At 69.1% G+C, this 13,496-nt stretch carries 8 protein-coding genes; all 8 read right to left on the bottom strand.

All coding sequences use genetic code 11. From position 1 onward, the window contains the following. A partial coding sequence (locus tag MJ785_RS01440) for a lantibiotic dehydratase family protein (RefSeq protein ID WP_239379926.1) occupies positions 1–2,438 on the bottom strand: 2,438 nt, incomplete at its 3' end. A gap of 79 nt (positions 2,439–2,517) precedes the next feature. Then, the gene (gene fxlA / locus MJ785_RS01435; RefSeq protein ID WP_239311116.1) at positions 2,518–2,709 is read right to left on the bottom strand and encodes an FxLD family lanthipeptide; all 192 of its coding nucleotides are present in this window, start codon (positions 2,707–2,709) and stop codon (positions 2,518–2,520) included. Positions 2,710–2,773: 64 nt separating this feature from the next. After that, positions 2,774–4,021, bottom strand: coding sequence for a methyltransferase, FxLD system (fxlM, locus tag MJ785_RS01430; protein ID WP_370652840.1), 1,248 nt, complete (start codon positions 4,019–4,021; stop codon positions 2,774–2,776). Positions 4,022–4,300: 279 nt separating this feature from the next. Then, the gene (locus MJ785_RS01425; protein ID WP_239346921.1) at positions 4,301–4,780 is read right to left on the bottom strand and encodes a hypothetical protein; all 480 of its coding nucleotides are present in this window, start codon (positions 4,778–4,780) and stop codon (positions 4,301–4,303) included. 343 nt (positions 4,781–5,123) lie between these two features. After that, positions 5,124–5,342 carry a DUF6343 family protein gene (locus MJ785_RS01420; protein ID WP_239346922.1) on the bottom strand — a complete coding sequence of 73 codons (219 nt, stop codon included), beginning with the start codon at positions 5,340–5,342 and terminating at the stop codon, positions 5,124–5,126. A gap of 350 nt (positions 5,343–5,692) precedes the next feature. Then, positions 5,693–6,955, bottom strand: coding sequence for a serine--tRNA ligase (serS, locus tag MJ785_RS01415; RefSeq protein ID WP_239311113.1), 1,263 nt, complete (start codon positions 6,953–6,955; stop codon positions 5,693–5,695). Between the two features lie 75 nt (positions 6,956–7,030). Continuing rightward, the gene (locus tag MJ785_RS01410; protein ID WP_239379925.1) at positions 7,031–8,473 is read right to left on the bottom strand and encodes a glutamate synthase subunit beta; all 1,443 of its coding nucleotides are present in this window, start codon (positions 8,471–8,473) and stop codon (positions 7,031–7,033) included. 47 nt (positions 8,474–8,520) lie between these two features. Further along, on the bottom strand, positions 8,521–13,065 hold the full coding sequence (gltB, locus tag MJ785_RS01405) for a glutamate synthase large subunit (RefSeq protein WP_239311111.1): 4,545 nt from the start codon (positions 13,063–13,065) through the stop codon (positions 8,521–8,523). Positions 13,066–13,496 lie beyond the last annotated feature (431 nt).

The following is a 13,496-nucleotide window of genomic DNA, read 5'->3' as shown; positions in this document are numbered from 1 at the left end:
GGAAGGATCATGTCGCGGTGTCGCCGGACCCACCACAGCCCGACAAGCCCTTCCATGCTGGCGACCAGCCTCGGCAGGTGGCCGGTGAGGATGTCGTCGAACCGAGCCGGGTTTCCGACAAGCTGTGCATGCAGAAGGGCGGAGTCCCCCGGACGATGTACCGCTCCCGGCGCTGTGGTCACGGGGAGTGGCCGTGCCAGTGGGCTGATCGCGGTCAACGGGATCAGCAGCTCGGCCGGCCGGCCGATCCAGCCCTGTGCGTTGGGCGGCCCGTCCTCCTGCACCTCGATCCGGCCGGCCCGCTCCAGGTGGGTCAGCAGCAGCGCCCGGTCCAGATGACGATCCAGGTCAAGGGGTAGGCGAAGCTCGCCGTGGCAGAGCACGATACGTGCAGGCACGCGCCACCGCTGCCGCCAGGCACACAGTGCTTCCTGCCTTTCGTTGCCGGACTGCTCACGGGGCAGGTCGGTGGAGGTGAGCATCCAGCGGGCGACGGCCAGCACCGTGCGGCCGTAGCGGATGCGCGGCACGTAGGGCAGGACGCGGGCCGCGCCGAGGTCGAACCCGCCGAACACGGCGCTGCGGGCGTCGGCGACCTCGGCGAGGAAGCGGGCCAGCGGTGGGCTCTGCACGCTGGTGTCCAGCGCGTGCGGAATTCGAGGGATCACCCGCCGGCCGGTGGAGCGCTGCACCAGGTACATCTGCGCGGCGTCGGCGGTGACCGCCAGGTCATCCAGATCGATCAACCTGACCTCGGGGTGGGCGGGGTCAGGATGCTCCGAGAGGGAGACGACGTCCGGCAGCAGCGGTTCGACACGCGCCACGTTCTCGTTGTGCGGACGGCGCGGCGGGAAGGACAGCTGCGCCGCCAGCGGCTGCTCCCGCTCCCCCGCCTTCGCCCTGGCTGTGTACGTCGCGGCCAGCCGGTCGCGGTCGGCCGGATCGAGCAGGTGGGCGAACCGTCCGGCCATACTGGTGCAGGTCCGCGGGGCGGCGGTGACCCGCAGCCGGAAGTCCCCGCGGTCGAGCGCATGGGTCGAGACCGCCCACACCTCGACACCGAGCTCGACCCGCTGCGGCGGCACGATGTCCTGGTGCTCCCCGACAGCCAGTTCCTCGACGTCCGCGTCGGTCAGCGCGATCTCCTCGGCCCCGTCCACGGCGGCCTGCTGGATCAGGGTCAGGAGCGCGGTGTCGCGGTCGGTCAGCATCCGCCAGGCAGGCCTCGCTCGCGGTGCACCGAGATACCCGCCGGGATAGCCCAGCCCCGACTCGGCAACCAGCTCCCGAACCGGAACCAGAGCGCCGGGGCCGTAGCGGGCCCGGAACCGCGCGTGATAGTCCAGCCAGGCTGTCGAGCCGAACGGCTGGCGGGACAGCCGCAGCAGCACGCTGGCCGCGAGCGCCGCCTCGGTGAGAACCCGCTCGGGGACGGCGATCTGCGCGTCGAGCCGGGTGTCGACCGCGAGCATCTGACCGGCTCCCGGTGCAAGCGAGGTCATCCGCGCGGCGACCGTCCGGCGCGTCTGCGCGGCCTGCTGCGGATCGGGCGTGCGGTTATGAGTGGCCAGCATGGCGCGGAGCCTGTCGAGTTCGCGCAGCAGGTCGCTCACGTCGGTCAGGCCCTCCGGGCCAGCTGCGCGTAACGCGTCGGCCAGATGGGTCAGGGCATCGACGGCTGTCATCGGTGGTCGCAGGTTCGTGATCAGAAGGCCGCCGTCGACCAGACCGTGTACCAGCGCGCGGATCTTGTCCGGGGAGGCGGTGGGGAACCTGGTTGCCGTCCGTGCGACGAGCGCGTCCAGCTGGATCGGGTTGCCGGCCTCCGCCAAGGCGAAGCGGACCGGTCGGGTCAGCCGTACAGACGACTCTCGCAGCGGCCCCGGGCTCGAGGCACCCGCCTCGGCCCGCCGGTGCACGATGACCCGACCGTCGCGCACGATCCGCGCGCTGTCGGCCACCACCGTCAGCCGCCCACGCAGCTCCGGATGCCCTTCGAGCTGATCGACGAGCGCCGTGACCCACTCGGCGTCCGCGCGTGCCACGGCTTGATGTGCACGTCCCGCCTCGGCGGTAGCCGGCCCGACGGTCGCGGTGTTGATGCCGGCGAATATCCCGAACGGTGTCGCGCGCCGCTGCCACCGCAGTAGGTAGGACGCCACGGCGGTGAGGGCTCGCCGGACCTCCGTCCCGGACCGCTGCCCGGCGCCGTCGTCAAGAATCTGCTCGACGCGGGTACAGAGATCGGTACTCGCCAGTAGCAGCGCCGCCCGCACCTCCGGGTGCGCCCAGGTCTTGGCCAGCCATGCCCGGCCTTCCTGCTCGACCGCGCCCGCGTCGGACAGATCGAGATCAGTCGGCAGTTCGAGGCCGCCCGGGTCCGTCGAAGCGCGGACCTGGAGGAAGCTGGTGTGCTGGTAGCGCGGGGGCACGGCCATGGCGATCCCCTCTCCTCGCCGGTGCGGGATCCGCCGTCGGCACCCAGGTCGGGCAGGTACCGACGGCGGGACGGCTAGATCAGGACGGGTCGTTGGAGGAGGTGCTGCACGCGCTGGTGCTGCAGCTCTGGCCGCAGCCGTCGCTCGTGTCGCACATCATGATCACGATCCGGGTGGTGGACTCCACCACCCGCATGTCCAGTTCCAGCTCCGCGTCGTCAAGAGCGAAGTCCACGGACTCCGCCTGGTCGGCCATCAGCACCGGCGACATCGAGATCACTCCTTGTTCTGGTGGGGGATTTCTCGGGTGGGTGGTGCGTCCTGGACCGGCCAGGTCAGTCCGCGACCGGCCAGGAGATCGAGACCAGGCCGTGGGTCTTCGCCAGCACGGCCGTGCCCTCGCCGGCCGGCGGACGGTCGGTGCCCGTCGGCCAGTAGGCGAAGGTCGGGGCCGGTCCGCCCCGTGCCTGGCGATCCCAGGCCTGGATCTGCTTGACGAGCGCGGTGGCAGCGGCCTCGCCGTGCGGGCCATACGCTCGTCCGCCGAACTCGACCCCGGCGCCGTCCAACGCCGGGCGCACCGCCAGATAGGCGAACGAGTCGCCCTGCACGGCCCCGAAGGGGAACCAACTCTTGCGGTCGGCGGCGAGGTCGGTTCCCTCGTCCGCCGCCAGCCGGCAGAAGCCCGGCAGGAAGCAGGCGAACCACAGGTGCAGGTCGGCGAAGGACACGCCGTTACGGATCGTGACCCCGGACCACACCTCGGTCCGAGGCGCCGCGAGGACACCGTCCAGAAGATCCAGATCCTGGGGCGGGTCAACGTCGAAACGCAGCCGGACATGACGGCCGTGCCCGTCAGGCAGAAGGAAGACCCGCTCGTCGTGGGCACCGGCACCCTGCATGGGGACGAACCCGCACACCTCGGCCGAGGTGCTCACCAGGTGATCGCCGTCGCGGCGGAACCCGATCGACCGGGTGATCCCGTTCATCCGCAGCGGTACGACGATCCGGCCGTCCTCGGCCAGCTGCGCGAGCCACGCCGGCGAGAGGTCCCAGGCACCGGCCGTCACCAGGATCGCGTCGACCCGGTCGCCGAGCTCGGCCACGCCGTCCTCAGCGTCCGCGCGGATGACCGCGACCCGGTCCGCGTACCCGGTCGTCTCCAGAATCTCGCGGGCCCGGTCGGTCACCTCGGGATCGATGTCCATGCTGATTACTCGGCCCGAGGGACCGACGACCTCGGCGAGGAGCGCGGCGTTGTAGCCACTGGACCCGATCTCGATCACGCTCATCCCGGGACCGAGCCCGGCCTGTTCGATCATCCGAGCCTGGATGAACGGAGCACTGATCGACGAGATGATCACGTCGTCCGCGGCCCGCTTGACCGCCACCGAGTCGTCGGCATTGTAGGCAACCTCCAGCGAGGTGCCCTCGGGAACGAACAGGTGCCGCGGCACGGCACGAAACGCCCGCTCCACCTCCAGAGAGGTGATCATGCCGGTCACGCAGAGCTTGTCCACCAGCGCGTTACGGACCTCAGTCGCCCGGTCCGGGGCGCTGGACGTGCCAGTCATCTGAGTCAACGAAGATCCTTCCGAGCCGTCCCGCCCCCAGCTCCGCGGCACCACAGGCGGAAGATCGCCTGTGCTCTGGTGGGGTGCGTTGTAACGATGACCCATGCCCAGGCGCGACTCATTCCCCGGGCGGGGAAGATTTGACCTCGGCCACGCGTGGGCATCTGAGCTGCGGAAACGATGATCGACGCCCTCTCCGATTCGGCGCATCGGCCCCGGATGCGGGTCGGAAAGTTCGCCAGCCGGGCCGTCTGCCGCGCGGGCCAACAGATCTTGACCGGATGGCATTCAGGGTCGCTGCGGAAGCGCCGAGGCGAGGTCGGGGATGCCGGAGGTGAGGAGGCGGTGCAGGGCGGCGCCGGGGTGGCGGGGCAGCGGGTGCATCGGGACGGCGAAGTACTCGGGTTCGTCGAAGACGGACTCGTCGTTGGGACGGCGGGCGAACTCGACCCGGCCGTAGTCGATGCCATCGCCGTCGTCGTAGCTCATCCAGCTGATCGTCTCGGTCTCGCCAGGCTGAAAAGGGGCGGTGAACAGGGGCCGGGCCTGGATGGTGTCGCCGTCGTCGCACAAGACGTGCGGGACGGCGAAGACCCACCGGTGAACGTGGATGGCCTGGGCCTGCGCCGCCGCGCGGACCTCGAACGCGAGGCTGGTCGCCCAGCTGGCCAGGTAGTCGTAGTCGCTGAGGATCAGCGTCCGAGCCAGAGACCAGACCCGCAAGCGCTGCGCGGGCCAGCCAGGAGTGCTCGCGACGTGTGGGATCATCGTGTGCCGTCTGCGTTCCTCCGTGTATCGCGTCCGGTACTGCGCGGCCGACCGGCCGACAGCGCCCCCCGGTCAGTGCGCGCGCCGCCGCCGGCTGGGATCCGTCACTGGACGTGATAAGTGTGCAGGTACGCGGGCCGACACGACCAGGCTCGCTTTGACCTGGTTCTGTGTGGATGCTGTCCGAGCCTCCCCAGGGGCGCTCGACCGTGTCCACGAACATCGGCACACGGCGTGACCCGCGGATGTGGACAGTGCGGTTGAGCCGGACACGCGAGGAAGCCCAGGTAAAGGCGTCGCTGAGCTTCCTCAGACACTTCTCGGAAATTCCTCGGACACGCTCTCAGCGCCGTTCCCGGCGCATCCGCCGCATGATGACAACGAGGTCGGCCACCGCTGTCAAGGCGATCAGAGCGAGTACGGCGGCGGGCAACGGCCGATCGGAAACCGCGTAATAGGCGCAAGCGCCGACGCAGAACAGGAGCCCGAACAGGGCGAGTGCCACGCGCAGACCCAATGCGCTGCGGGCGGGCGGGAATCCACCCGGGCCACCGTCATCCACAGCTGCCCGCTACTCCGGGCTCAGAGCGACCGGCAACAGGAGACGCGGCGCGCGGGGCCGGGGTACACACCTCGCATCGTTGTCGTCGGTCGACACCCACAACCTCCGGTGCCTCCTCCTCCGCCTCGCGATCTACGCACCCCGGCCCCGCTCCTTGAACCACGCCCCTATTGCCGGGCGCTCTCAGAGCGCGTTTGAGATCATCATTCCGGCTCGCCGCGCCCAGGCTCCCTCTGGCTGCGTTGTCGGCCAAACCGATACAACTCATCCGGTATCGCTTCGGCCTTCCGCCTTGCCAGGGGGTGCCTGGACGCGGCTCACTGATCGAAAGCCCGATCTCAAACACGCTCTTAGATGATCTCGCGGTCGCCGAGATAAGGCCGCAGCACCTTGGGGACGCGGACATGATGATCAGCGGTCTGGAAGTTCTCCATGATTGCGGCCAGTAGCCGAGGTGTTGCCACCGCCGTGTTGTTCAGCGTGTGGGCGAACCGGACCCGCCCGTCAGCGTCCTTGTAACGGATGTTCGCCCGGCGGGCCTGCCAGTCGTGCAGGGTCGAGCAGCTGTGGGTCTCCCGGAAGCGCTCCAGCGACGGGAACCACGTATTGATGTCGTTCATCCGGAACTTGCCGAGGCCCATGTCGCCGGTGGCGCACTCCACCACCTCGTAGGCCAGGCCCAGGGACTGCAGGACGTGTTCAGCGGTGCCGAGCAGCTCGGCGTGCCAGCGGGCCGACTCCGCCTCGTCGGCCACGCAGATCACGAACTGTTCGACCTTCTCGAACTGGTGCACGCGCAGCAGCCCACGGACGTCACGCCCGGCGCTGCCGACCTCCCGACGGAAACACGGCGAGATCCCGGCATAGCGCAACGGCAGGTCACGCAGGGACAGCATCTCCCCGGAGTGCAGACCGACCAGCGCGACCTCGGCGGTACCAGCGAGATAGAGATCGTCCCCGGGCAGCTGGTAGATCTCCTCACCGTGCCCCGGCAGGAAACCGGTACCGACCAGCGCGTCACGCTTGACCAGCGACGGCACCGACAGCAGCCGGAAGTCCCGGCTTGCCAGCAGGTCCAGCGCGTAGGAGTGCACGGCCCGCTCCAACAGCACGAGGTCACCGGCGAGCGCGTACGCCCGCTCCCCCGAGGCGCTACGGGCCCGTTCGAACTCCGCCCAGCCACGCTTCTCGGCCAGCTCGACATGGTCGACGGGGGTGAAGTCGAACGCCGGGCGCTCGCCCCACACCCGGATGACGGTGTTCGCCGCCTCATCCGGTCCGACCGGCGCCCCGCTCCACGGGATGTTCGGTGTCCGCAGCAGCAGGTCCCGCAGGTGTGCGCTGGCCCGCTCCAGCTCCTCCCGGGTCTGGCGCAGCCGCTCGTCGAGAACGCCGGAACGTTCCCGCAGGCGCTCACGCTCTGCCTCGCCCGCGGCTTTGAACCCACCGGCGAGCTCCCTGCGCTCACGCTGGGCGGTGTCCAGCGTATGCTGCAGTGCCCGCACGGAGCGGTCGAGGAGCAGGATGCCATCGACGTCGAGGTCGACTCCCTTGACCCGAGCGGCTGCCCGCACGGTGTCGGGATTCTCCCGGATGAACCGTCTGTCCAGCATCTGGCCTCGTCGCCCTCCAGCGGGATCCCTGCGTATTGCTGAGAAGCCTACCGCCCGCGCCGCAGCCGCTGACGATCATCTCCGGGTCGGAACGACCGGTTCGGGCAGCTCGCTGCTGCCACGCAGATAACGGTCCACCGCCGCGGCGGCAGCCCGGCCCTCCGCGATCGCCCACACGATCAGGGACTGGCCCCGGCCGATGTCTCCGGCAACGAACACCTTCGCGACCGAACTCGCCCAGCCGGCGTCCCGGGCAACGTTGCCACGGCTGTCGAACGCGACGCCGAGCTGTTCCAGCAGGCCTGGCCGTTCCGGCCCGGTAAAACCCATCGCCAGCAGCACGAGGTCGCAGGCCAGCTCGACGTCGGTGTCCGGCACCCGCTCGAAGCGGCCGTCGACCATGGCGACCTCGTGCATGCGCAACGCGCGGACCTGACCCAGGTCATCACCGAGAAAACATTCGGTGGAGACGGCGAAGAGCCGTTCCCCGCCCTCCTCGTGCGCGCTCGACACCCGGTAGACGACCGGCCAGGTCGGCCATGGGTTGCTCACGGGACGCAGCCGTGGCGGCCGCGGCATGATCTCCAGTTGGTGCACGGACACCGCGCCCTGGCGGTGCGCGGTACCCAGGCAGTCCGCGCCGGTGTCACCACCACCGATGATGACAACCCGCTTGCCCGCCGCGTTGATCGGCGATTCGGTACAGTCGCCCTGCTGTACCCGGTTCGCGGGAACCAGGTACTCCATGGCGAGATGGATACCGGCCAGCTCCCGGCCGGGCACGTCCAGGTCACGCCCGATCGTCGAGCCGCCGGCAAGCACGATCGCGTCATAGGAGGCGCGCAGTTCGTCCGCGGTGATGTCCACACCCACGTTGCACGAGGGTATGAACACGGTGCCCTCGGCTCGCATCTGCGCGAGGCGGCGGTCCAGCAGCCGCTTTTCCAGCTTGAACTCGGGAATGCCATAACGCAGCAGCCCACCGATACGGTCGGCTCGCTCATACACGACGACGTTGTGGCCAGCCCGGGTGAGCTGCTGAGCCGCGGCGAGCCCCGCCGGGCCGGACCCGACCACGGCGACCCGCTGATCGGTGCGGGCGGACGGCAGGACCGGCCGGACCGTGCCATCAGCCCACGCCCGGTCAATGATCGATACCTCGACCTGCTTGATGGTCACCGGATCATCGGAGATGCCCAGCACGCACGCGGTCTCGCACGGCGCCGGGCACAGCCGTCCGGTGAACTCCGGGAAGTTGTTGGTCGCGTGCAGCCGCTCGATCGCCTCGCCCCAGCCGGAGCGCCGCACCAGGTCGTTCCATTCTGGGATGATGTTCCCGAGCGGGCAGCCGTTGTGACAGAAGGGAATGCCGCAGTCCATGCACCGTGCCGCCTGCTGCCGCAGGGATTCGACCGGGAACGGTTCGTAGACCTCGTGCCAGTCCGCGATGCGCACATCGACGGGCCGGCGCGTCGGCAGCTCCCGGTGGTGCTTGAGGAAACCGGTCGGGTCAGCCATGCCACTCCTGTCGAATGATCTTATCGGGACCGCTGCCGCAACGCCGGTCAGACACGGGACGACGACATGATCAAGTCTTCGGCCGGCAGGCCGTCCTCCTCGGCTTTGCGCATCGCGGCGAGCACCCGCTTGTAGTCTCGAGGCATGATCTTGACGAAGGAGGACTGCTCGGAGTCCCAGTCCGCGAGCAGGCCCGCCGCCACGGTCGACCCGGTCTCCCGCCGGTGCCGGGCGATCAGGGTGAGCAGCAGCGCCCGGTCGCCGTCGTCCAGCAGGTCCACGTCGACCATCTCGGTGTTGATCCGGCGCAGGACCGGGTTGTGGAGAAAGGCCACGCCACCGCTCATCCCGGCCGCGAAGTTACGGCCCGTGGGCCCGAGCACGACCACGGTGCCGCCGGTCATGTACTCGCATCCATGATCGCCAAGGCCTTCGACGACGGCGGTCGCGCCGGAGTTACGGACGCAGAAGCGCTCCCCCACGATGCCCCGGAAGAACGCCTCGCCGGCCGTGGCGCCGTAGAGCAGCACGTTGCCGGCGACGATGTTCTCCTCGGCGCGCAACGGCGCCTCCTTGGGCGGGAAGACGATGATCCGTCCACCGGACAGGCCCTTGCCGGTGTAGTCGTTGGCGTCGCCCTCCAGGGTGAGGGTCACCCCGCGTGGCACGAACGCGCCGAAACTCTGCCCGGCCGAACCGGTGAACCGCAGCGAGATCGTGTCATCGGGAAGGCCCACAGCGCCGTAACGCCTGGTCACTTCGAAACCGAGCATGGTGCCGACCGTCCGGTTGACATTACGGATCGGCATCTCCAGCCACACGGGCCGGCCATCCTCCAGCGCCCCCTCGCAGAGCTGGATCAGGGAGTTGTCCAGGGCCTTGTCCAGACCATGGTCTTGAGCGGTCGTGCAGTGCAGGGAGCCCTCGAAGGGACGTTCCGGCGCGTGCAGCAACGGGGTGAGGTCAAGGCCGGCGGCCTTCCAGTGGTCGACCGCGGCGCGCGCGTCGAGTACCTCCACGCGGCCGACAGCCTCGTGCAGCGAGCGAAAGCCCAACGCCGCGAGGTACTCACGCACCTCCTCGGCGATGAAGGTGAAGAAGGTCTCCACGAACTCGGGCCTACCGGTGAAGCGGGCGCGCAGCTCCGGGTTCTGGGTCGCCACGCCCACCGGGCAGGTGTCGAGGTGACACACCCGCATCATCACGCACCCAGCGACCACCAGCGGCGCGGTCGCGAAGCCGAACTCCTCCGCGCCCAGCAGCGCGCTGACGATGACATCCCGACCGGTCTTGAGCTGGCCGTCCACCTGGACGACGATCCGGTCGCGCAGGCCGTTGAGCAGCAGCGTCTGCTGAGTCTCGGCCAGCCCCAGCTCCCAGGGGGCGCCGGCGTGCTTGAGCGAGGTCAGCGGGGATGCGCCGGTACCACCGTCATGCCCGGAGATCAGGACGACATCGGCGTGGGCCTTGGACACTCCGGCGGCCACCGTGCCCACACCGACCTCAGCGACGAGCTTGACGTGCACCCGGGCCCGCGGGTTGGCGTTCTTCAGGTCGTGGATGAGCTGGGCGAGATCCTCGATGGAATAGATGTCGTGGTGCGGCGGTGGTGAGATCAGGCCCACGCCCGCCGTCGAGTGCCTGGTGCGCGCGATCCACGGGTAGACCTTGTGCCCGGGCAGCTGGCCGCCCTCACCGGGCTTGGCGCCCTGTGCCATCTTGATCTGGATGTCGTCGGCGTTGGCGAGGTACTCGCTGGTCACGCCGAAGCGGCCGCTGGCGACCTGTTTGATCGAGGATCGGCGGAGGTCGCCGTTGGCGTCCGGGGTGAACCGTTCGGCGTCCTCGCCGCCCTCGCCGGTGTTGGACTTCGCCCCGATCCGGTTCATCGCGATCGCCAGCGTCTCGTGCGCCTCGGCGCTGATGGACCCGTAGGACATCGCACCGGTGGCGAACCGCTTGAGGATCTCCGACACGGGCTCGACCTGGTCGATCGGAACCGGCGGACGCAGTCCCTCGCGCAGCGAGAACAAGCCGCGCAGGGTGGCGCTGCGCCGCGACAACTCGTCGACGGTGGCGGTGTACTGCCTGAACACCTCGTACTGACGGCTGCGCGTGGCGTGCTGGAGCAGGAAGACCGTCTCCGGGTTGAACAGGTGCACCTCACCCTCGCGGCGCCACTGGTATTCACCGCCGGTGTCCAGGTTGCGGTGGGCAAGCTCCGAGGAGACCACCGAGTACGCCTTGTGGTGACGGGCCGCCACCTCATCCGCGATGACGTCGATGCCCACACCGTCCAGCCGGGACGGCGTCCCGGTGAAGTAGGTGCCCACCAGCTGCTGGGACAGGCCGATCGCCTCGAACACCTGGGCTCCGGTGTAGCTGGCCACGGTGGAGATGCCCATCTTGCTCATCACCTTGAGCACGCCCTTGCCCAGCGCCTTGATGAGGTTCTTCTGGGCCTGCTCACGGGTGATGCCGGCCAGCTCGCCGCCGTCGAGGATGTTGTCGATCGACTCGAAGGCCAGATAGGGGTTGACAGCGGCCGCACCGTATCCGAGAAGCAGGGCGACATGGTGGACCTCGCGGGCGTCACCACACTCCACGATGAGACCGACCTTGGTCCGGGTCTTCTCCCGGATGAGGTGGTGGTGGACGGCCGCGGTGAGCAGCAGCGAGGGAATCGGCGCCTTGTGCCGATCGGAATCGCGGTCGGACAGGACGACGACGCGGGCACCGTCCGCGATCGCCTCGCTGACGCCACGGCAGATCTCGTCGAGCCGCTCGGCGAGCGCCGTGCCGCCGCCGTCCACATCGTAGAGGCCACGGACAGTCACCGCCGCGAACCCAGGCATGTCACCGTCGTCGTTGATGCCAACGATCTTGGCAAGCTCCGTGTTGCTGATAACCGGGAACGGCAGGTGCACCAGCCGGCACGACGCCGGTGACGGCGCCAGCAGATTGCCCTCAGGGCCGAGCGTCCGGCCCAGGCTCGTGACCATCTCCTCCCGGATCGCGTCCAACGGAGGGTTGGTCACCTGCGCGAACAGTTGGCTGAAGTAGTCGAAGAGCAGGCGCGGGCGTCCGGAGAGCACCGCGACCGGCGTGTCGGTGCCCATCGAGCCGATGGGTTCGACACCGGCTCGGGCCATGGGCGCGATGATGACGCGCAGTTCCTCCTCGGTGTAACCGAAGACCTGCTGGCGCCGGCGGACCGAGGAGTGGCCGTAGACGACGTGCTCGCGTTCGGGTAGATCATCCAGGGCGATCAGGCCCGCGTGCAGCCATTCCCCGTACGGCGCGGCGGCGGCCAGGTCCGACTTGATCTCCTCGTCGTCGACGATCCGGCCCTGCGCGGTGTCGATCAGGAACATCTTCCCCGGCTGGAGCCGGCCCTTCTGCACCACTCTGTGCGCGGGAAGATCCAGGACGCCGACCTCGGAGGCCATGACAACCAGACCGTCATCGGTTACCCAGTAACGAGACGGACGCAATCCGTTACGATCGAGCACCGCGCCGATGACCGTTCCATCGGTGAACGCAATGGACGCCGGACCGTCCCACGGCTCCATCAGCGCCGAGTGGAACCGGTAGAACGCCCGGCGAGCCGGGTCGATCTCGTCGTGGTTCTCCCAAGCCTCCGGGATCATCATAAGAACGGCATGCGGGAGGCTGCGCCCGCCCAGGTGGAGCAGTTCCAGAACCTCGTCGAAACTGGCCGAGTCGCTCGCGCCGTCCGCGCAGATGGGGAAGATCCGGCGCAGGTCGCCGGGGATAAGATCGCTGGCCAGCAGCGCCTCGCGAGCCCGCATCCAGTTACGGTTGCCACGTACCGTATTGATCTCTCCATTATGAGCGACATAACGGTAGGGATGGGCCAGCGGCCAGCTCGGGAAGGTGTTGGTTGAGAACCTGCTGTGCACGAGAGCGATCGCGCTGGCAAAACGCGGATCATCGAGATCGGGGAAGTAGGCCGAAAGCTGGTGGGTGGTGAGCATGCCCTTGTAGACGGTGGTACGCGCCGACAGTGATGGGAAGTACACACCGGCTTCCCGGCGAGCCCGCTTGCGGACGCAGAACGCCCGCCGCTCAAGGTCCAGCAGATCGATGGGCCCATCGGCGGCGCCGGGAGCACCGGCCGCGGCGGGCAGGCCAAGGAAGATCTGCCGCATCCGCGGCTCAACCTCGGCCGCGGCCCGGCCGACGATGTGGCTGACCACCGGCACCTCACGCCAGCCCAGCACCCGCAGGCCCTCCCCGCGGACGATACGGCTGATCGCGCGGACAGCGTTGTCGCGATCACCGGCGACCTGCGGCAGAAAGGCCGTGCCCACCGCGTACTGACCGGCTGGCGGCAGTGGGAAATCGACAACGTCACGCAGGAAGGCGTCTGGCACCTGCAACAGGATGCCGGCGCCGTCACCGGTGTCCGGGTCGCAACCGGAAGCGCCCCGATGGTCGAGGTTGCGCAGCACGGTGAGGCCCTGTTCGATCAGTTCATGACTGCGTCGACCACGGACATCCACGACGAAACCGACCCCGCAGGCGTCGTGCTCGAATGTGGGGTCGTACAAGCCTTGTGCGATCGGCATCCGGCGGGTCCTGTCCGTCTTCAGGGATTCTCCGTGAGGCGGACGACGTTGTCCGGACGCGCCACCGTGACGGGGCTGTCCCGGCCAGGCGCACTCCTGAGTGTGCCACGTGTGCCCGGGATTCGCCGTGATCGCTAAAAGCCCGGAGCCCGATGTGGCCAACCGGGCATGAAACCGTCTTTACGGGCCGCGCTGGGATACTTCGCCGGCCGATGATGCCGGGCGCGACCGCCGACGGGGACGGGACGGGGACGCTGGGACGGGGAGGAGGCCCGACGTGGATCTTTTACCCTGTCGGGTGGCCGGCCGACGGCTGGCCCGCTTCGGCCTCCCGCGCCGCGCCCCCCTCGGCCTCCCGCGCCGGAGCGACGTTCGCCGCGGCCTGTACCACGGGTTCGGCCGCCGGCCGCGGGGCGGGGCCGGCATCCCCC

This window comes from Protofrankia sp. CiT1 (genome assembly GCF_917627335.1).
In the GTDB taxonomy this organism is placed as follows: Bacteria; Actinomycetota; Actinomycetes; order Frankiales; family Frankiaceae; genus Protofrankia.
Note: the sequence above shows the minus strand (reverse complement) of the source record. Positions and strands in the feature narration are given on the sequence as shown.

Excerpts from the sequence above, each read along its gene's own strand:
- fxlA (WP_239311116.1), bottom strand. The coding sequence starts at position 2,709 with ATGTCGCCGGTGCTGATGGCCGACCAGGCGGAGTCCGTGGACTTCGCT.
- MJ785_RS01425 (WP_239346921.1), bottom strand. The coding sequence starts at position 4,780 with ATGATCCCACACGTCGCGAGCACTCCTGGCTGGCCCGCGCAGCGCTTG.
- serS (WP_239311113.1), bottom strand. The coding sequence starts at position 6,955 with ATGCTGGACAGACGGTTCATCCGGGAGAATCCCGACACCGTGCGGGCA.
- MJ785_RS01410 (WP_239379925.1), bottom strand. The coding sequence starts at position 8,473 with ATGGCTGACCCGACCGGTTTCCTCAAGCACCACCGGGAGCTGCCGACG.
- gltB (WP_239311111.1), bottom strand. The coding sequence starts at position 13,065 with ATGCCGATCGCACAAGGCTTGTACGACCCCACATTCGAGCACGACGCC.